This window comes from Candidatus Equadaptatus faecalis, assembly GCA_018065065.1.
Lineage (GTDB): Bacteria > Synergistota > Synergistia > Synergistales > Synergistaceae > Equadaptatus > Equadaptatus faecalis.
On the sequence record JAGHTZ010000038.1, the window covers coordinates 1 to 18898 of the forward strand.

Here is an 18898-nt window from a genome sequence, read left to right on the forward strand (position 1 = left end):
GGCGCGAAAGCGCCAAAATGCTATACGCTGCACGCTATATGCTATAAGCAAAAGCAAAAGGCATGTGGCAAAAAATCTTTGTCATACCGTGCTTGACACGGTATCCAGCGTCTTTGAAAGTACCTTAAAAACGAAAAGACTCTGGATTCCGACTTCCGTCGGAATGACAGATAAAAAGACTCTTAAGGTGTTAAGGCTTATAGCTTATGGCTTGCAGCTTTTAGCTTGTAGCTTATAGCTATGTTTGTTGTACCCAAACGCAATTTTGGGGAAATTAAAAACGGCTTGGGAATTTCCAAGCCGTTTTTTTTCAGTAACGAGCTTCGCCCGTAGAGCCGCTGGGCACTGCGCTGACGCTTCGCGTCCCGCAGTGAGACGGGTGGTGTGCCGCTGGATTCTCGCTGCTCCTGACGGAGCCCGCAGGAAGACGGTGATTTTTTGTTTTTCATTTTGAATTTTGCACTCTGCATTTTGCACTTTACATTCTGCATTTTGCATTTAGCTGATTATTTTTCGCCGACTTTTGTTTCGGTGCCTGCCGCTATGCGTTTCAGGTTGTCTTTATGCCTGTACGTTGAAAGCGCGGCAAGAAAGAGCGATACAAAGAAATACGGCTTCGGCATTTTGAAAGCAAGCGTAAGGAACGCGGCGGCGAAAAGTCCGCAGATTGAACCAACGGAAACGTAGCGGCTGGTTTTCATTACGACGTACCATACTGCTCCGCCGAGGAGCGACGGAAGCGGATTGAAGAAATCAAAGAAAAATATTACGCCGTATGTGGTGGCAACGCCTTTGCCGCCTTTGAAGCCGAGCCATACAGGGTAATTGTGCCCGAGTACGGAAGCAGCGCCTGAAAGAGCGGCTGTGAGCGGGTCATGCGTGCAGAACGCCGCGAGCAAAACAATTATTCCGCCCTTGAGCATGTCAAACAGTGCAATAAAAACGGCGTATTTTTTTCCGAGCAGACGTCCGGCGTTTGTCGCGCCTATATTGCCCGAACCGAATTTCCTTATGTCAACGTTTTTGATGTATTTGGCAAGAAGATACCCTGTCGGACAGCTTCCGGCAAGATAGCCCGCCAAAATCCAGAAAATAAGCATTTGATTATTTAAAAGCGCCGTTCATTGAACGGCGCCGTTTTGTTATCTCTTGACAGCAGAGATGACTTCTGATGTAAGGTCTGTTCCGCCGTAATAGACAAGCGATTTGTTGACGACAACCGTTATGCCTTTCTGTTTGGCGACCTTCTGAACTGCGTCGTTGACCGTTTTAAGGATAGGCTTCATAACTTTTTCTTCTTCCTGAGCCATTTCCTTCTGCATGGTCTGCACAAGTTTTGCCTTTTTCGCTTCGTCTTTTTCTTTGTCAAAAGCGGCGCGAGTGGCAGCCTCTTTGCGTTCCGCAGTCTGCGCAAGCTGTTTCTGCGCTGCAATGAATTTCGGATATTCGCGGAGGACTCTGTCCCCGTCAACGCAACCTACCCTGGCATCGGCGAATGCCGCCTGTGCAGCTGTGAGAGCCGCAAATACTGTCAACAACGCTATAATGGTCTTCTTCATGTCGTTATACCTCCTGTGTGGTTTTGCAAACAAAAGAATTTTACTCGTTTTACCTGTTTTTGTCTATCTTTTGCCGGCGATTTCCCTGCGTATTTTTACTGATTTTTCGCTGCGTACCGGCTTTTACAAGGCATTTTTCGCCGTTTCCGATAAGGTCGGGACGTCCAGCTTTTATTAAAGCCGCGCGTACAAGTTCTTCGTTTTCGGGCAGCCAGTACTGCATAAGAGCCCTCTGCATTTTTCTTTCTTCCGTGCTTTTGGCGACGTAGATTTCCTTTCCGCTGAACGGGTCAAAGCCGCTGAAATACATGCAGGTGGAAGCCGAGCCTGGGGTGGGCGTAAAATCCTGCACCTGTTCGGGTCTGAGCCGCGTGTCGCGGATAAATTCCGCGAGCATGACCGCGTCTTCAAGCGCTGCACCCGGGTGCGCGGATATGAAATACGGCACAAGATACTGTTTCAGTCCGAGTTTTTTGTTCGTTTCGGCATATTTTTTCATAAAGTCAAGCGTTGTTTCTTTCGGCGGTTTTCTCATAAGCTCAAGCACCTTCGGACTTGCGTGCTCCGGCGCTATTTTGAGCTGTCCGCTGACGTGGTGTTCACACAGCTCGGACAGAAAATCATTTTCTTTGTCCTCAAGCAGATAATCGCAGCGCACACCCGAACGGATAAAAACTTTTTTTATGCCGTCAAGCGCGCGGAGCTTTCTCAAAAGCGAAATGTACGTGCTGTGATCAGCGCGAAGCGCAGGGCAGGGCTTTGGGAAAAGGCAGGATTTGCCACTGCACGCCCCGCTTTTTTCCTGTTTTGCGCAGGCAGGCTGCATAAAGTTGGCAGTCGGGCCTCCTACGTCGTGTATGTAGCCCTTGAAATCCGGCATTTTTTTGAAAGCTTCCGCTTCCTTTATTATTGACTCGTCGCTTCTTCTCTGTATTATTCTTCCCTGATGTCCCGCTATCGCGCAGAAGGCACATTCGCCAAAGCAGCCGCGGTGGCTTGTTATGCTGAATTTAACTTCGGCAAGCGCAGGGACGCCTCCCAAGGCGTCGTAATCGGGGTGCCAGCAGCGCGTGTAAGGCAGGGCATAGACCTTGTCCATTTCCGCTGTGGTCAGGGGGCGCGACGGTCTGTTCTGCACAACGTGCCATGCGCCCTGATTTTGTATAAGCCTTTTGCCTGAGTACGGATTTTGTTCCGCGTACTGTTTTGCAAAGGCTTCGGCAAATATTCTGCCGCCTGCGCTGACTTCTTCAAACGACGGAAGTGTTACGGCGTCTTTGGCATTTGCGGGTTCGTGCGTTTTCCAGCAGGTGCCTGGGACGTTTCTGATTGACGAAACCGATCTGCCTTCGGACAGGGCACGTGCAATCGCAACCGTTGAAAGCTCGCCCATTCCGAACGAGAGAAGGTCGGCGCGGCTGTCCGCAAGCAGTGAACGGCGCACGGAATCACTCCAGTAATCATAATGCGCGAAACGTCTCAGGCTTGCCTCAATTCCGCCTATAACAAGCGGGATATCTTTCCATATTTCCCTTATTCTGTTGCAGTAGACTATCGTTGCCCTGTCTGGACGGAGTCCCGCTTTTCCCCCCGGAGAATAGCTGTCGTTATGCCTTTTTTTGAGAGACGCCGTGTAATGATTCAGCATTGAGTCAAGATTTCCGGCAGTTACAAAAACGCCGAAACGCGGCCGTCCGAGTCTGGCAAAAGCCTCTGTGCTTCTCCAGTCCGGCTGCGCGATTATTCCGACGCGGAAGCCTGCCGCTTCAAGACAGCGCGAAATTATCGCGTGCCCGAAGCTCGGGTGGTCAACGTACGCGTCGCCCGATATGAGAAGAAAATCCAATTCTTCCCAACCCCGAGCCTCCATATCGGCGCAGCTTACAGGCAGAAATTTATCTCTTGAAATTTTATCAGTATTTTTTTTCGTCATATTTTTGCTCCAATCATTGGACTATTAAGGCTTTCGGGGTTATTATTGTCGCGCGGAGGCACAGATATGGGCGAGACAATAATCATCAGCGGGCAGAGCTATGCCGTACGGCGCAGCGCAAGACGAAAGAACATAACGGTAAAAGCTGACCTGAGCGGAAATATAACCGTTGCTTTTCCGGCAGGTTACAATGTTTCTGCTGCCACCGAAAAGCTTCTTGCTCCTTTGCTTGAAGAAATTATAAAACGCACTGCCGCTTTGCCGCAAGCGAAAAACTATACGGACGGAGAATTATATCTGTTTGCGGGGAGAGAATACCCTCTCAGGCTGACGGACGGCAATGAAGGGCTTAAATTTGACGGCAGCCGTTTTCTGCTTGACAAAGGCAGACAGGCGGAAGCGCGGAAGCTTTTTGAACGCTGGTACGCGCGTGCGCTTGAAAAACGGCTCGCCTCAATACTTCCGCGCCTTTGCAAAACGCTGGACGTGTCTCCGGCAAGAATATCGGTCAAGACCGTTTCAACGGTTTGGGGAAGCTGCAGCGCAAAAAGAAACATCACTTTCTGCACGCGCCTTGCCCTGCTTCCCGACAGGCTGTTTGAATACGTTGCGGTACACGAATTGTGCCATCTGAAGGAGCTTAATCATTCCGCGGCATTTTGGCGGGAGGTTGAAAAGCTCGTGCCCGATTACAAAGAAAGACGCGCTGAACTGAACAGGGACAGCCGTCTGTACAAGTGGTGGTAAAAATGGTTCAGGGAAAGAAAACTTTTGAATATCCGAAAAATTTCGTGCGCTATCTGGGCACCGGCGGCGCACGCTTTACAATGATACATCAGTACCGCGCGACAGGCGGAATGTGGTTCCGCTACGCGGGTCTGAACGGCGTTATAGACCCCGGCCCCGGAAGCCTTGTAAAAATCTGCGAAGCATATCCGCAGCTTAATCCGGAGGACATACGCGCGCTTATTCTCACGCACAGGCATATCGACCACAGCACGGACGTGAACGTCCTTGCCGAAGCAATGACCTCCGGCGGCTACAAAAAACAGGGCTCAATACTGGCCACGCACGACGCGGCTTTTGCGGAAGACCCCGTACTGCTCTCCTATTCCGCTTCAAAAGCCGAAAACGTGTACGAAATGCGCGACGGCGAAAAAATAAAGCTGCCGAACGGCATAACGGTCGAACCTGTCAGGCACGTACACCACGGGGTTGACTGCTTCGGACTGATATTCGCCAAGCGCGGTTTTCCGACCTGGGGCGTTATCAGCGACACAAGACCACTGCCGGAATTTATAAAACGTTACAAACGCTGTAAATTTATATCGCTGAACTCCACAATGCTTATCCGCCGTCCGAACGTTGACCACTATTCCCTGCCGGACGCAGCTGATTTTGTCCATGATTGCTCTGCCGGACTTGTAACTCTGTCGCATTTGGGACGAATGATTGTTGAAGGAAAACCGCAGGAACTGGTCAGCGGTTTTGCGACAAAAAAAACGCGTGTCCTTGCGGCACGCGATGGAATGATAATCGACCTTGACACGCTTGCGGCTTACGTTCCGCCCGAAAAACGCAGAAGAAAGGTCAAATACAGCGAAATTTAGCGGAAAAACAGCAGACGCGCCGTAAGCAGAACCGTAACGATTACGTGGGTGCGTATTGAATATCTCTCGCACGCCCACGCCGCCTTGAAATCAAATTTTTTGTTCTGTTCCGCCGTTTTTGGGAATGAAAGCGGTATGAGAGCACCCGTTGTTTCTTTGTAAGCGGTATATTTTTCTCCGAATTTTCCTTCAAGAAATTTTTCTTCTGCCGGAATTATTACAACACAGTAGAGCAGGAAAAACGCCGCGCAGAATGCTGCCAGCCAGCCGAAACCCGCCATAAGAGCCCAGCCGAAGCCCATTATAAAATTGCCGGCGTAAAGAGGATTTCTGACGTAAGAATACGGACCTGAGGTGATAAGCTCCGGCGCTCCTATTACTTCGGTGCGGTACTGCGGAATATATCCGGCAGCCCAAAAACGCAGAAGCTGCCCCGCGACAACAAGCACAAAACCGGCGCAGTATCTTGCCGTTGAAAAGCTCCCGGGATAAATCAGAAAACCTATGGCAAACAGCGTCCAGAACAAGCCTCTGCACTTAAACGCCGCCGAAGAAATTTTGTCGTTCATGTCAGCCTTCCTTTCGTTTTACGCCCTCTGTCGGGCAATATATTAACATATTTGACAGATTATCTCCAATTTTTTGTCCGTTTGTGATAGGATACAACGCATGGGAGATGAACAGGGCTTTGAAAAACGACTTTGAGGAGCAGTACCCTTTATCGCAGAAAATAATCCGCCGCGCGGGAGAGGCCGTGCGCGATTATGAAATGATAAAGGAAAACGACAGGATTTTAATAGGACTTTCCGGCGGGAAAGACAGTCTTGTCCTTTCGCTTGTCCTTGCCGTTTTGAAAAAAAGAAGCCCCGTAAATTTTGACCTTTCAGCCTGCATAATAGACCAGTCAAACGGCAGCATGAACACGGGCGCGGTTCTTGAATTTATGAAAACGCTTGATATTCCAGTGCGCGTCGAGCCTCATTCCACGTACGAAATCATCGAGGCAAGAGAGGAACGCTCCCCGTGCAGTCTGTGCGCGAATTTCAGGCGCGGACTGCTTGCGACCGTTGCGAAAGAAGAAAACTGCAGCGTAATAGCCCTCGGACACCACAAAGACGACGCCGCCGAAACTGTTCTGCTCAATCTCTGTTACGGCGGACATTTCAAATGCTTCCGCCCGAATATGTTCATGACTCGGACAAAACTGCGCGTCATACGACCGCTTGTTTATGTTGAAGAAAGAAACACGGCGCTTGAGGCAGAGCGGCTTGCGCTTCCCGTAACAAGCTCCTGCTGCCCGTACGGGGAAGACACGAAAAGAATTACCGCAAAAAAACTGCTCGCGGAAATAGAAAAAGAAGTTCCGACGATAAAAAGCAATCTCATTCACGCGCTCAAAAACTGTTCCGAAAGCGAAAGCTGGAAATAAAAAATCTGCCCGACGGCAGATTTTTTATATTATATTCCGCAGTTTGCACTTTTAAGCTTTTCCAGTCTTTCGTAGTCCGTCATGTCCATTTTCAGCGGCGTTACGGAAACATAACCGTCGCGGAGCGCCGTAACGTCGGTACCTTCTTCAAAGCGGTCTTCAATTCGTCCGCCTATCCAGTAGTATTCTTTTCCGTTGCGCTCTATAATCTCCACCCTGTCTTCGTAGAGCCTCGTTCCGAGCCGTGTTACGCGAGTGCCTTTGATTTCGCCGTACGGCAGATTGGGAACGTTGATGTTGTACAGCTGCGGTTTTTCCTCGGTATTTTCGCGCAGAAAACCTATAAATTTTTTCATAAACTGGGCTGCTGTTTCGTAATACGCCGTTTCTTTTCTTGAAACGACGTTCAGAGACAGCGCAACGGAGGTCGCGCCGAAAACAAGTCCTTCCATTGCGGCGCAGACAGTTCCGGAATAGGTTACGTCCCCTGCGACGTTCGGTCCTCTGTTTATACCAGAAACAACCAGTTCGGGGCGGAAGCCGAGCACGTCGCAGGCAAGGCTTACGCTGTCGGTAGGCATTCCGCTGCATGCATAGGCACGGTAGTTTCCGAGTATGAATTTTTTGTCTATTTCTTCAAGCGTAACAAGCTTGTGCATCGTCATTGAATGTCCGCTTGCGCTTCTTTCCCTTGCCGGAGCGGATACAAGAAGGTCATGCCCCGCGTCTGCAAGAGTTTTGGCAAGGAAATGTATGCCTTCGGCATAAACGCCGTCGTCGTTTGAAAGCAGAATTTTCATTTTACAGTCCCAGTCCTATAATGCCGATTATTAAGTCCATAAACGGCTTCATAAGGTACGGAAGCACGTTCAGCGCCACAAGAACAAGTATTACAAACATTCCGTAGCGTTCCAGCCAGTCAAAAAATCTCATTCCGCCGTAAGGCAGGAGGACGTAGAGCACTCGCGAACCGTCAAGCGGCGGTATGGGTATAAGGTTAAACGCCGCAAGTCCTACGTTCATCCGTATCATAAGCAGCATGAAAAGGTGCAGTCCGTAGCTTGTAAAAAACTGCGGAAAGCGGACAAATAGCTGTACGCAGACAAAGGCGGTGAGGATGTTTCCGGCAGCGCCCGCAAGCGAAACTATTGCCAGGTCGCGTTTCGGGTGTTTGAAATACGCCGGATTGATGGGCACCGGCTTTGCCCAGCCGAAATGAAACAGCAGAAGGCAGAGACCGCCGACAAGGTCAATGTGCGCCAGCGGGTTTAAGCTGAGCCGTCCGTCGCATTTTGCCGTAGGGTCGCCGAGCATGTACGCCGCGTAACCGTGGCAGAATTCGTGAAACGAAAGCGACCAAAGCAAAACAGGTATTCCAAGCAGAATTTGCGCAAATTTCGGACTCATTTATTTATCCTCCTCTTTCCAGTTCCAGTACACCGCAAGCAGTCCGTTTTTCAGCGACACCGACACGCACAGGTCTTCGTCGAGCCTGTTGCTTATGCTGTACGGCTCAAAATAATCAAGCTGCGCCCCGTCAAGCTCCCAGCGTGTGCCGTGCAGGCATACGCCCTGGCATTTGCGGCTGAGCGGAAGCAGTGAAAACGCCTGCGGTTTTTCTTCAAAATTCAGTACGGCTTTTGAAATGCCGCTGAGGAAAATCATTCCTTCTTTTTCGTCGGCAAGCCCTACTGCCCTGTATTCGGCAGGCTTCGCAAAGGAAATGACGCTGCTCCACAGATGGTCAAAACGCCCTCCGAAACAGCCGGTAAGAAATATTCCTCCGCCCCTGCGCTCTTTTGCGAAAACGCCGAGCGCAAGCTGAAAATCCGTTAAATCTTTGTCCGCCGGATATCTGTCCGTGCGGGTAACGCCGCTTCGCTCAAACTCGCTCCACGTTTCTTCGTCCGCGCTGTCACAGTCCCCTATAAGTCTTTCGGGAACAATATCCGCGGCGCGGCAGATGTCCGCTCCTCTGTCAACAGCCCAGACGGCGGTCTGAAAGTCAAGCGATTTCAGCCATTCAGCGTCAGGCTGTCTTCCGCCGAGCACAAAAAGCGCCGTGTCGTCAGGATACTGCGTTTCTATCGTAAGTTTGGGAAGTTTCAGCACAAACATTATTTCTCTGCCTTCCCGCAGTTCTGCGCGGCCGCAAGCCTGATAAATTTTCTTCCGGCTCTTTCAGCCTTCACCCGCCATTCTTCTTCCGTTCCGCTGTTGCGGAGAAGCAGGTCGGCGCGTTCCATTTTTTCTTTTCGCGACATAAGCTTTGCCTGTCTGCGTTTCAGTTCGTCCCTTGTCCAGCTGCGCGCAGTATTCCGCTCCGTGCGTTTTTTAAGCGTCGCCGCCGCATAGACGACCATATCAAACATTTTTTCAGAGCCGTGCTCGTACAAAAGAGGTATCTCAACCACAGCCCAGCCGTTTTCGGGAATTTTTCTAAGTCTCTTTTCTATCTCTTTCATTGTAGGAGCATACAGCAGTTTGCCTGCGAACTCATATTCCGCGTTGTCTGAAAAAATTTTGTCCGCTATCCTTGCATAAACTTCCTTAACGTCAGAGTCAAAGAAATTTTTGCCCCAGCGTTTTTCGGCCTTTTTCTGTACGGCAGGGAGCAGCCACATGTCACGGGCTATCGTGTCCGAGTCTATTATCTCGGCGCCCATTTCGCGCCACGTTTTGCAAAGCGTGCTTTTACCAGCTCCAACGTCGCCTGTGAGTCCGATTGTAAGCATCTTCCCAGCTCCTTATGCTGTTGTCTTCCGTTTCCTTGCAGTCAGGCGGAATTTCGCCTATAAAGCGCGAGGTCGTATTGCTCTGTATTCCGCCGAACAAAAGCCTTGACGCCGCACCGCTCATAAACAGTTTTTCCCTTGCACGCGTCATGCCTACGTAGCACAGTCTGCGTTCCTCCGCTATGTCGCTTTCTCCGCTTACCGAGCGAGAGCTCGGGAACAGTCCTTCCTCCATGCCTATAATGAATACTACGGGAAATTCAAGTCCTTTTGCCGCGTGCAGGGTAAGCAGATTTATGCTGTCTTCAATTTCCGCCGGAGTATCCGCGTCGGTATAGAGCGAAATCTCGGCAAGAAGCTTGTCAAGCGTACCGTCCTCGGGAACAAGAGAGAGAATTTCAAGCACGTTTTCTTCCCTCTCCGCCCAGTCGTCAGGCTTGTTTTCTTTAAGATAATCTTCGTAGCCCTGCGTGTACAGTATATCGTTTATAACAGCCTGCATATTGTCCTGCGAGGCAAGTATCGAGAGCATATTCCGTGCGAGTTCCCTCGCGCCGTCCTTTGCCTTGCCTTTCAGTTCGGCGCCGCATTCTTCAAGCAGACTCCATATATCTTCGGGAGACTCTTTTCTGTGTTCGTAAAGCCATGCGGACAAATTTTCAACGGATTTTTTGCCAAGCCCTCTGACTGGAACATTTGCAATACGCGCGAGCGAAACGGAGTCCGACGGATTCACGGCGAGTCTCATCATTGAAAGCACGTCCTTGACTTCCGCCCTTTCATAGAACGCAAGACCGCGTATAACCCTGTACGGCAGAGAGCTTTCAAGCAGCTGCTGTTCAATTCCGCGGCTGAGCGCGTTCACCCTGTACAAAATCGCCATTTCCCCGTAACGGTAACCTTCGTCAAGCAGTCTGTTAATATTTTTGCATACCCACTGCGACTCGTCCAAATCGTTTTTTGCCCTGTAAACCTGTATGCTCGCGCCTTCAGACGCCGCCGTCCACAAGTCCTTAGGATGTCTGTCGCTGTTGTTTCTGATAACGCCGTTCGCGCCCTTGAGTATCTGCCCCGTTGAGCGGTAATTCTGGTCAAGCACCACGACCTTTGCCCCCGCGAAATGCCGTTCAAAATTCATGATAACAGACATATCCGCGCCGCGCCATCCGTAAATAGACTGGTCGGGGTCTCCGACGACCATAATTTTTCTGCTTTCGTCAACAAGCAGACGAAGCAAAAGATACTGCGGCGTGTTCACATCCTGATATTCGTCAACAAGTACCCATTCTATGCGGCTGCGTTCCGCCTCGCGCACCTCGGCGTTTGTTGCGAGAATATGCAGCGGAAGCACCATAAGGTCGTCAAAATCAAGCGCGTTCTGCTCAAGCAGCGTTTTCTGGTATCTGTCGTAAAGCTCCTGCCAGCGGGAGTGTATGCGAACGTCGCGCGTAACGGGATTTGACGCTGTTTTTGCATTTGAAATCATTTCAACAGCTTCCACCGGCGAAAGCTGTTTCTGGTCAATATTCAGTTCTTCCAGCAGTTTTTTGATAATTGATTTTGTATCGCTTCGGTCAAAAATTACGAAAGAATTTCTGTAACCGAGCTTTTGCAGCGCTTCGCCGTAACGGCGCAGAAAACGCAGTCCGTAGGAATGGAAGGTGCAGACGTCCATGCCCGACAGTCCGCTGCCGATAAGAGCCTCCACCCTGTCGCGCATTTCTTTCGCAGCCTTGTTCGTAAAGGTAAGCGCGACTATTTTCCATGGCAACACGCGTTTTTCGCTGATAAGATACGCGATTTTTGTCGTCAACACTTTTGTTTTGCCGCTTCCGGCGCCTGCAAGGACAAGCTCCGGCCCGTCGCAGTATTCTACCGCTTCGCGCTGTCTCGGATTAAGATTTTCAAGTATATTCATTCTGCCCTGCTCCAAACCTGCACCACCAAACAATAAAGGGAAGCCTTAACGGCTTCCCCTATTATAAGCGTTTGTTTATCTTGGCTCAAGTAATCCGTAGCCGCCTTCTTTTCTTTTGTACACAACGTTGATTTCACCGGTCTCGGAATTTTTGAAGATGAAAAATTCGTGACCGAGAAGATCCATCTGCATCGTAGCTTCTTCGGGCGTCATAACGCCGGCGTCAAAGCTCTTTTTCCTGATAATTTCCCTGCCTTCGGGCTCTTCCGGAAGAACTATTGAATCAAGGTCAAATTCAATGTCCTGAAGCTTGATTCTGCCCTTTTTGTTAAGCATTTCCTTGTGCTTCTTCACCTGACGCTCAATATTTTTAAGCGCACGGTCAAAAGCCTTGCGAAGATCTGCGTCCGATTCCTCGGCACGGATAATGCAGCCGTTCACGTTCTCGGTTATTTCGACAGAACAGCGTCCGCGTTTGAAGTTAAGCGAAACCTGCGTTGAGATAATCCTGTCAAAAAACTTCTCCACCTTGGCAAGCTTTGTTTCCATATAATCTTTCAGCCTGTCATCCGGTTCTACGTTGCGGATTAAAAATTTTGTCTCCATTTCGCTGCCTCCATCCGTAATTGAACTTGGTCATCGACCGTGTGTATATTATAAACCATCAGACGAAAAAACAGACAGTAAAAATACGTAATTTTCGTCCGCCTGTAAAATTCTGCAAAACACCGGCACGGAAGTTATTTTGTATTGTATTTTTTTCCCGCAGTTGTATAATTTTCTTTGCAAAAAACAATTTTGACAGGGGGAGCAGCAATGAAGCTTTCGGACAGAATTTTGCAGATTAAGCCTTCCGCGACACTAAGTATTTCGGGCAAGGCAAAGCAGATGAAGGCAGAGGGCAGGCCGGTTATTTCTTTCAGCGTCGGCGAGCCTGATTTTGCAACGCCGCAGGCGGGCGCCAAGGCGGGAATAGACGCCGTTAACCGCGGCGAGTCGCATTATACGCTTACGTCAGGCATTATTGAACTCCGCAGGGAGATTTGCAATTATTACAAAAACCGTTTTGACCTTGATTACACCCCGGACGAAGTGACGGTAGCTTCCGGCGCCAAACCGCTTCTTTACGAGGCGTTTCAGGTGCTTGTCAACCCGGGCGATGAAGTCGTTCTTTTTGCGCCGGCATGGGTAAGCTACGTTGAACAGCTGCATCTTGCAGGCGGCAAAGAGGTTCTCATTGATACGATGAATACGAATTTTGTTCCTGACGCGCAGGCTCTTGAAGCTGTGATTACGGACAAAACCGTGGGTATTGTTTTCAATTCGCCGAATAATCCGACAGGCGCAATGTTTGGGGAAGAAACTCTGAAGCTTATCGCCGAGACCGCAAAAAAACATGACCTTTGGATACTTTCGGACGAGATTTACGAACGCCTTTCCTACGGCAAACAGCATATCAACCTTCTGCAGGCTGCGCCTGACGTACGAGACCGCACAATTTTGATTAACGGCGCGAGCAAGGCCTACGCCATGACAGGCTGGCGCGTCGGCTGGGCGCTCGGACCGAAGGAAATTATTTCCAAGATTAACTCTTTGCAGGGACATCTGACCTCCAACGCTTGCGCAGTCGCACAGTGGGCTGCTCTCGGCGCACTGCAGGGCGCGGAGGAGGACGTTGAAAAGATGCGTCTTGCCTTTGCGGAACGCCGCGAAACAATAATGAAGCTTATCAGCGATATGCCGTATCTGAAAATCACGGAACCTGACGGCGCGTTTTACGCTTTTGTTAATATCAAGGACTGCCCCGTTCCTGACGACATGGAGTTCTGCGCACGGCTTCTTGAGGAAAAATACGTAGCAACAGTCCCCGGCACCGCGTTCTTTGCCCCGGGCTACATCAGAATTTCCTACGCTTCCTCAATGGAAAATATTGTTGAAGGCATGAAACGTCTCAAAGAATTTTTGGAGAGCCTGTGAGTTTTAAGCTGGAAGCTGTAAGCTTTAAGCATTAAGATTTAAGATTTTGGCTTATAGCTTATAGCTTGCAGCTGTTTTACCGCTTCAATCTGTTTCTGTCTTATCCAGTCGGCAAGTTTTGTTCCCTTTAAGCCTTTCGGCGCGTCTTCGGCCTTTACCTTTTCCATTGCCTTAATATATTTGTCGGCATTTGCAAGACATTCTGCGTTTTCGCCGTGGTTGTCCGCTTTAACTATTATCGAAAAACCTTCAATTCCGAGAGGATTTTTTTGCAGTCTGACAAGCAGATCCGCAATTTTTGCAGGCTGTTTCAGTCTTGCAGGGCGCATGTGCTCAGCTGCCGCAAATTCCGCCGCCATACGCCACTTTTTGGGGAGTTCAAAGCTTTTCGCAATTTCCTGTATTGTTTCAACACCTCTCTGCTCGTGTCCGAAATGGTGCGGCAGCATTTCCTCAGGCGTTCTGCCCTTGCCTATGTCGTGCATAAGCGCGGCAAAACGAACTTCCACGCGCTTCGTTTCTTTTGCGGTTTCGTCAAGCACCAGCATAGTGTGCTGAAAGGCGTCGCCCTCGGGGTGATATTCGGCAGGCTGGCTTTTGCCTGACAATGCCGCAATTTCGGAAAAAACGGCGTTCAACAGTCCCGTCTGTTTCAGCGTAAGGAAAAATATTGATGGACGCGGAGCCGAAAGAGCTTTTTCAAGCTCCGACAAAATTCTGGGTTTGGGTTCGTTTGCAAGTTCTCCGGCACAGGCCGCCATCATTTCAAGCGTTTTGTGCGAAACGGCAAAATCAAACTGCGCCGCAAAACGCGCCGCGCGGAGAGCTCTCACAGGATCCTCGCTGAAATGCTCCGATGTCGCGCGGAGAATTTTATTTTTTAAATCCCTCCTGCCTCCGAACGGATCCATAAGCTTTCGTCCCAGCACGGAATACGCCATGCTGTTTATCGTCAAATCGCGGCGGTATAAATCTTCCTCAACGGTAATGTCAGGGTTGTAGTCCACGCTGAAGCCGGTATAGCCCTGCCCCGTTTTTCTTTCGGTACGGGCAAAAGCTATTTCACAGCGTTTTGCGCCTACGTAAGCAAGATATACCGGAAAGCTTTTGCCAACCTTTACCGCGCGGGGAAAAAGCCGGATAAAATCTTCTTCGGAGATGCCGCAGAGCAGATAATCTTTGTCGTTCGGTTTTTTGCCGAGCAGTCTGTCTCTCACGCAGCCTCCGACAAGAAACAATTCTCCTCCGGCTTCGTGTATTTTTTTCGCAAATTTAATTTCGTTCATAACTTAAAGTAAAAGCGGCCTTGCGGCCGCTTTTGTTATTTTTCAAGAATTTCTTTTTCTTTTTCAGCAGCGATTTCGTCAATTTTCTTAATGAAAGCATCTGTTTCGTCCTGAGCCGTTTTCTGGAATTTCTTAAGCTCGTCTTCCGTAATCTCGCTGTCTTTTTCCATTTTTTTCAGCTTTTCAATAGCGTCGCGGCGTGCGTTGCGTACGCCTATGCGGGCGTCTTCAGCCGTTTTGTTGACAATTTTGTTGAGCTCAACGCGGCGTTCATGCGTCAGCTCCGGCATGTTGAGCCGGATTGACTCTCCGTCGTTCTGCGGATTGATGCCGAGAGACGAAGCCTGAATTGCTTTTTCAATAGCTTTGAGAGCCGTTTTGTCCCAGGGAACGATTACAAGCTGTCTGGCTTCCGGAACGTTGATGCTGCCCATATTTTTAATAGGCGTGGGGGTGCCGAAATAGTCAACCTTGATGTCGGAAACAAGTCCGGGATGAGCTCTGCCGGTACGTATTCCCTGCAGTGAAGCTCTGAGGAATCCGAGTGCTTTTTCGCTGTTTTCTTTAAGCTGGTCAATTACTGCCTTGGGCATGGTATCCACTCCTTTGAATTATCTGGACAATATTATACAGTGTCTCAGGCGTTTTGTGCTACTACAGAACCTATATTTTCTCCGTCAAGCAAAAGTTTTTTCAAATTGCCTTTTTTCTGCATATCAAAGACAACGATGGGAATGTTGTTGTCCTGGCAGAGCGCAAATGCCGCTGCGTCCATAACCTGAAGTCTCATGCTGAGCGCGTCCGCATAAGTAAGCTTCGGAAGTTTTTTGGCATCGGCGTATTTTGCCGGATCTTTGTCGTAAATTCCGTCAACCTTTGTCGCCTTAATTACGCAGTCAGCCTTAATTTCCGAGGCGCGGAGAGCCGCGGTCGTATCGGTTGAAAAATAGGGAGAACCCGTTCCCGCCGCGAAAATCACAATGCGCCCTTTTTCAAGGTGGCGTACTGCGCGAAGTCTTATCACGGGCTCCGCAACCTGTCTCATTTCTATAGCCGACTGAACACGCGTCGGAGCACCGAATTTCTGCAGGTTATCCTGCAATGCCAGCGCATTTATAACAGTTCCGAGCATACCCATATAATCTGCCTGGGCGCGTTCAATATTAACCGTCTGTGCCCCGCGGATAATGTTTCCGCCTCCGACAACAATCGCTATTTCTATCCCTGCTTTGGAAACCTCTGCAATCTGTTCGCAAATTGCGCTGACCGAATCGTAATCAAGTCCGAAGCTTCCGCCGCCGAGGACTTCCCCTGAAAGCTTCAGCAAAACTCTTTTGTATTTGACAGTCATATTTCCACCCCCGCTGTTATTATACAGGAAACTTTACAAAAGTTATAAAAAAAGCGAGGGAAAATCCCCCGCTTTAAAAAATTTCTTAGGCTCCGATCGTGAAACGTGCGAAACGTTTTACCTTGATGTTTTCGCCGAGCTTTGCAATCGTTTCGATAATCATATCGTTGATTTTAACGCTTGAATCGCGGATTGATTTCTGATTGAGCAGGCAGTTTTCTTCGTAGTATTTTGCGATGCGGCCGTCTGCAATCTTGTCGAGCATGGCTTCAGGTTTCTTTTCTTCGCGCGCCTGGGCTTTAATGACTTCTCTTTCATGGTCAATGATTTCGGCAGGGACTTCTTCTGATGAAATATATGCCGGATTTGCCGCAGCTATCTGCATTGCAAGTTCATGTCCGAGAGTCTGGAACTGCTCCGTATTGGCAACGAAGTCTGTTTCGCAGTCAAGTTCAAGAAGAACGCCGAGCTTCGCGTTGCTGTGAATATAGGTGAAGACTCTTCCTTCTTTTGCGTCTCTTTCAGCCTTTTTGGCTGCTTTGGCAATGCCTTTTTCGCGGAGGAAGTCGATGGCTTTCTGCATGTCGCCTTCACATTCGAGAAGGGCTTTTTTGCAGTCCATCATACCGACCTGTGTTCTTTCGCGAAGTTCCATAACCATTTTTGCTGTAATGTCTGCCATAATTCGTCTCTCCTATTCCTGATCTTCCGTTATGTCAAGATGCTCAGGCGCGGGGACTTCTGCCTCTGCCTCTGCCGTTTCCTCTTTCGGTGCCGCGTCTTCGCCCTGACGTCCTTCTATAAAGGCATCAGCCATAAGTCCGGCGATAAGTTCGATAGCGCGGATTGCGTCATCGTTGCCCGGAATCGGATAGTCGATGGGATCAGGATTGCAGTTTGTGTCGATAACGGCAACGACGGGGATGCCGAGTTTTTTGGCTTCGTCGACTGCGATCGTTTCGCGGTGCGGGTCAATGACAAAAATTGCATCAGGAATTGCTTTCATATCCTTGACGCCGATGAGATATTTCTCAAGTTTGTCGCGGACTTTACGCATCTGAACGATTTCTTTTTTCGGATATTTGTTGATTGAGCCGTCTTCTTCCATTTTCTGGAGCTCAATCATTCTGAGAACGCGGCGGCGTACCGTTGCAAAGTTTGTAAGAAGACCGCCGAGCCAGCGCTGATTGATATAGAACTGTCCTGCTTTGAGAGCTGAATCGCGGACAGGATCCTGAGCCTGGCGTTTCGTACCGACGAAAAGGATATTGCCGTCGTTTTTGGCAACTTCGCGGACGAAGTCATAAGCTTTCTCGAGACCTCTTACCGTTTTCTGCAGGTCAATGATGTAAATTCCGTTGCGCTCCGTGAAGATGAACGGTTTCATCTTCGGATTCCAGCGTCTTGTCTGGTGTCCGAAATGGACTCCGCATTCAAGCAGCTGTTTCATACTTACTACACCCATGTGTATCCCTCCTGTTTTTTACCTCCGGCAGCGTCATTCTTAAGCAGACCCTCGCGGGCAACCCTGCGGCAAGTCAGCTGCCGTGTGTAATACAACTGGTGGATTATACCACCATTATTTCGCTTTAGCAAACATTTTTTTTGCATTCAGCAGTTTTTTCTCAGTTTTAAAGGAAGATCGTAGATTTTCGGCGAGACTGCGGCATGAGCGCTGAATGAGTCTATAAGTCTGTCTTCCCTGATTATATAGCCTTTGTACAGCCGTTTTTCAACAAAATGCTCAGAATATATTTTCCAGTCCATATGCAGTACTCCGAAACTTCGCTCTTCATACGTCAGCGTACCCTTTTCGGCAACAAATCTGGCAGTCGCGGAAGTTATGCACGGCTCCAGACGGTAAAACTCAAGATTTTCGTCAAGCACTACGGGAGCCGGAAATTTTGTCAGTTTGGTAATCTCCGAACTGCCGTTGACCGCGTCAACCAGAATTATTCTTCTGAAAAATTTTGCAGGGCTGAGTTTCCTGTTTTCTGACATCAGCGCCTCAAAAGCATAAACAGGCGAAGCGATTACTATATCGCCCGGATTTGTTTTGATATTGAAAGGCAGGAAGAAATTTCCGAAATCAATTTCCATAAACGACCTCCGGCAAAATCTCTTTACAGGGGCCCCAGTGAACTTATGGCACCCGGAGAAATCCGTTTACTGCTGCTTCCTTCCGGACCTGACAGGGTTCGCGGGACTCCGCCGCACAAGGCTGAAGCCCCTGCAAAGAAATTTTGTCTGTGGTAATATATTGGCGTGCCCGGAGGGATTTGAACCCTCTACCTTCGGCTCCGGAGGCCGACACTCTGTCCAAATGAGCTACGGGCACAGCCCGTAAAGTATAGCACAGATTGGAGCTGTTTTCATGAGCAGTATTGAATATATGCGGGAAGCTTTAAAAGAAGCCCGAAAAGCTCTCGAATTTGATGAAATACCAGTCGGGGCGCTCGTTGTAAAGGACGATGAGATAATAGGACGCGGCTTTAACCGCAGGGACACGGACAACTCGCCCTTTGCCCACGCCGAGCTGCTTGCAATTCAGAAGGCAGCGGAAAAGCTCGGAAGCTGGAGACTTGACGGCTGCACGCTGTACGTCACGCTTGAACCGTGTCCCATGTGCGCCGGAGCAATTGTGCAATGCAGGCTGAAAGCCGTAGTTTACGGAGCAGATGACCCAAAAGCAGGCGCCGCGGGCAGCCTTTACAACATTCCGGCAGATCCGCGCTTTGCGCACAGCTGCAAGGTTACCGGCAGCATTTTGGAAAACGAATGCAAGGCTCTCCTTAGGGATTTTTTCAAAAAACGCAGGGATAAGCAAAAGAAACAGGACTAATAAAAACATCAAAAAAGACAGCGCCGGCGCTGTCTTTTATTTTTAATTTATGGCGGAGAGGAAGGGATTTGAACCCTTGTAGCAGTTTGACCCGCTAACTCACTTTCCAGGCGAGCGCCTTCGACCACTCAGCCACCTCTCCGCAGGTCGATAATTGAAAGCCTGAAGATTATAGACCAAAGGCAGATTTATGTCAAAGGCGGCGCCGTTTCTCTAAACGTACGTGCGCTGCAGATATTTTTTTATTTTTTATGAATT

The 18898-nt window shown here is 49.3% G+C and carries 22 protein-coding genes, 2 tRNA genes and 1 other RNA gene; 5 read left to right on the forward strand and 20 right to left on the reverse strand.

Annotation, left to right across the window (positions count from 1 at the left end; genetic code table 11):
- Window positions 1–197: 197 nt before the first annotated feature.
- The 4 genes from KBS54_02940 to KBS54_02955 are packed head-to-tail and all read right to left on the reverse strand — an operon-like array spanning window position 198 to window position 3492.
- Entirely contained in the window at window positions 198–449 is a 252-nt protein-coding gene (locus KBS54_02940; GenBank protein MBQ0055088.1) for a hypothetical protein, read from the reverse strand.
- A gap of 57 nt (window positions 450–506) precedes the next feature.
- Complete coding sequence (gene plsY, locus KBS54_02945) at window positions 507–1100, reverse strand: glycerol-3-phosphate 1-O-acyltransferase PlsY (protein ID MBQ0055089.1); 594 nt, start codon at window positions 1098–1100, stop codon at window positions 507–509.
- Window positions 1101–1142: 42 nt separating this feature from the next.
- A complete protein-coding gene (locus KBS54_02950; GenBank protein MBQ0055090.1) occupies window positions 1143–1559 on the reverse strand; it encodes an OmpH family outer membrane protein in 417 nt (138 codons plus the stop codon).
- 49 nt (window positions 1560–1608) lie between these two features.
- Entirely contained in the window at window positions 1609–3492 is a 1884-nt protein-coding gene (locus tag KBS54_02955) for a YgiQ family radical SAM protein (protein MBQ0055091.1), read from the reverse strand.
- Between the two features lie 66 nt (window positions 3493–3558).
- On the opposite strand from KBS54_02955, the gene KBS54_02960 reads away from it, so the two are divergent.
- Together KBS54_02960 and KBS54_02965 are read left to right on the forward strand one after the other, a co-directional pair.
- On the forward strand, window positions 3559–4239 hold the full coding sequence (locus KBS54_02960) for a M48 family metallopeptidase (GenBank protein MBQ0055092.1): 681 nt from the start codon (window positions 3559–3561) through the stop codon (window positions 4237–4239).
- A 2-nt stretch (window positions 4240–4241) separates the two neighbouring features.
- Complete coding sequence (locus KBS54_02965; GenBank protein MBQ0055093.1) at window positions 4242–5102, forward strand: MBL fold metallo-hydrolase; 861 nt, start codon at window positions 4242–4244, stop codon at window positions 5100–5102.
- Here KBS54_02965 and KBS54_02970 read toward each other — a convergent pair.
- Window positions 5099–5671, reverse strand: a complete 573-nt coding sequence (locus KBS54_02970) for an isoprenylcysteine carboxylmethyltransferase family protein (protein MBQ0055094.1) — start codon at window positions 5669–5671, stop codon at window positions 5099–5101. The two genes, KBS54_02965 and KBS54_02970, sit on opposite strands and share 4 nt — an antisense overlap.
- A gap of 200 nt (window positions 5672–5871) precedes the next feature.
- On the opposite strand from KBS54_02970, the gene KBS54_02975 reads away from it, so the two are divergent.
- The gene (locus KBS54_02975; protein MBQ0055095.1) at window positions 5872–6531 is read left to right on the forward strand and encodes a tRNA 2-thiocytidine(32) synthetase TtcA; all 660 of its coding nucleotides are present in this window, start codon (window positions 5872–5874) and stop codon (window positions 6529–6531) included.
- 29 nt (window positions 6532–6560) lie between these two features.
- On the opposite strand, the gene surE is transcribed toward KBS54_02975, so the two are convergent.
- The 6 genes from surE to raiA all read right to left on the reverse strand — a co-directional run bounded on the left by surE (window position 6561) and on the right by raiA (window position 11790).
- Window positions 6561–7331 (reverse strand): 5'/3'-nucleotidase SurE, encoded by a 771-nt coding sequence (gene surE, locus KBS54_02980; protein MBQ0055096.1) that lies wholly within the window; start codon window positions 7329–7331, stop codon window positions 6561–6563.
- A 1-nt stretch (window position 7332) separates the two neighbouring features.
- Window positions 7333–7938: a site-2 protease family protein gene (locus tag KBS54_02985; protein ID MBQ0055097.1), complete on the reverse strand. Its 606-nt coding sequence runs from the start codon at window positions 7936–7938 to the stop codon at window positions 7333–7335.
- Complete coding sequence (locus KBS54_02990) at window positions 7939–8649, reverse strand: thiamine diphosphokinase (protein ID MBQ0055098.1); 711 nt, start codon at window positions 8647–8649, stop codon at window positions 7939–7941.
- Window positions 8649–9266 (reverse strand): dephospho-CoA kinase, encoded by a 618-nt coding sequence (gene coaE, locus KBS54_02995; GenBank protein ID MBQ0055099.1) that lies wholly within the window; start codon window positions 9264–9266, stop codon window positions 8649–8651. Before coaE ends, KBS54_02990 begins: the two co-directional genes overlap by 1 nt.
- Window positions 9226–11184, reverse strand: a complete 1959-nt coding sequence (locus tag KBS54_03000) for a UvrD-helicase domain-containing protein (protein ID MBQ0055100.1) — start codon at window positions 11182–11184, stop codon at window positions 9226–9228. Before KBS54_03000 ends, coaE begins: the two co-directional genes overlap by 41 nt.
- Window positions 11185–11259: 75 nt before the next feature.
- The gene (gene raiA, locus KBS54_03005) at window positions 11260–11790 is read right to left on the reverse strand and encodes a ribosome-associated translation inhibitor RaiA (GenBank protein MBQ0055101.1); all 531 of its coding nucleotides are present in this window, start codon (window positions 11788–11790) and stop codon (window positions 11260–11262) included.
- 210 nt (window positions 11791–12000) lie between these two features.
- On the opposite strand from raiA, the gene KBS54_03010 reads away from it, so the two are divergent.
- Window positions 12001–13161 (forward strand): pyridoxal phosphate-dependent aminotransferase, encoded by a 1161-nt coding sequence (locus KBS54_03010; GenBank protein MBQ0055102.1) that lies wholly within the window; start codon window positions 12001–12003, stop codon window positions 13159–13161.
- 38 nt (window positions 13162–13199) lie between these two features.
- Here KBS54_03010 and KBS54_03015 read toward each other — a convergent pair whose 3' ends face one another.
- The 8 genes from KBS54_03015 to KBS54_03050 form a co-directional block, all read right to left on the reverse strand.
- Window positions 13200–14447: an HD domain-containing protein gene (locus tag KBS54_03015; protein MBQ0055103.1), complete on the reverse strand. Its 1248-nt coding sequence runs from the start codon at window positions 14445–14447 to the stop codon at window positions 13200–13202.
- A gap of 35 nt (window positions 14448–14482) precedes the next feature.
- On the reverse strand, window positions 14483–15040 hold the full coding sequence (frr, locus tag KBS54_03020; GenBank protein ID MBQ0055104.1) for a ribosome recycling factor: 558 nt from the start codon (window positions 15038–15040) through the stop codon (window positions 14483–14485).
- 44 nt (window positions 15041–15084) lie between these two features.
- Window positions 15085–15798 carry a UMP kinase gene (locus tag KBS54_03025; GenBank protein MBQ0055105.1) on the reverse strand — a complete coding sequence of 238 codons (714 nt, stop codon included), beginning with the start codon at window positions 15796–15798 and terminating at the stop codon, window positions 15085–15087.
- Window positions 15799–15883: 85 nt separating this feature from the next.
- Window positions 15884–16480 carry a translation elongation factor Ts gene (gene tsf, locus KBS54_03030; GenBank protein ID MBQ0055106.1) on the reverse strand — a complete coding sequence of 199 codons (597 nt, stop codon included), beginning with the start codon at window positions 16478–16480 and terminating at the stop codon, window positions 15884–15886.
- Between the two features lie 12 nt (window positions 16481–16492).
- Window positions 16493–17263 (reverse strand): 30S ribosomal protein S2, encoded by a 771-nt coding sequence (gene rpsB, locus KBS54_03035; GenBank protein MBQ0055107.1) that lies wholly within the window; start codon window positions 17261–17263, stop codon window positions 16493–16495.
- A 146-nt stretch (window positions 17264–17409) separates the two neighbouring features.
- On the reverse strand, window positions 17410–17898 hold the full coding sequence (locus tag KBS54_03040) for a hypothetical protein (protein MBQ0055108.1): 489 nt from the start codon (window positions 17896–17898) through the stop codon (window positions 17410–17412).
- Between the two features lie 28 nt (window positions 17899–17926).
- Window positions 17927–18026: signal recognition particle sRNA small type (gene ffs / locus KBS54_03045), an RNA gene on the reverse strand.
- Between the two features lie 33 nt (window positions 18027–18059).
- Window positions 18060–18136, reverse strand: a tRNA-Arg gene (locus tag KBS54_03050).
- Window positions 18137–18172: 36 nt separating this feature from the next.
- On the opposite strand from KBS54_03050, the gene tadA reads away from it, so the two are divergent.
- A complete protein-coding gene (tadA, locus tag KBS54_03055) occupies window positions 18173–18640 on the forward strand; it encodes a tRNA adenosine(34) deaminase TadA (GenBank protein ID MBQ0055109.1) in 468 nt (155 codons plus the stop codon).
- A 50-nt stretch (window positions 18641–18690) separates the two neighbouring features.
- Here tadA and KBS54_03060 read toward each other — a convergent pair.
- Window positions 18691–18782, reverse strand: a tRNA-Ser gene (locus KBS54_03060).
- Between the last annotated feature and the right edge of the window lie 116 nt (window positions 18783–18898).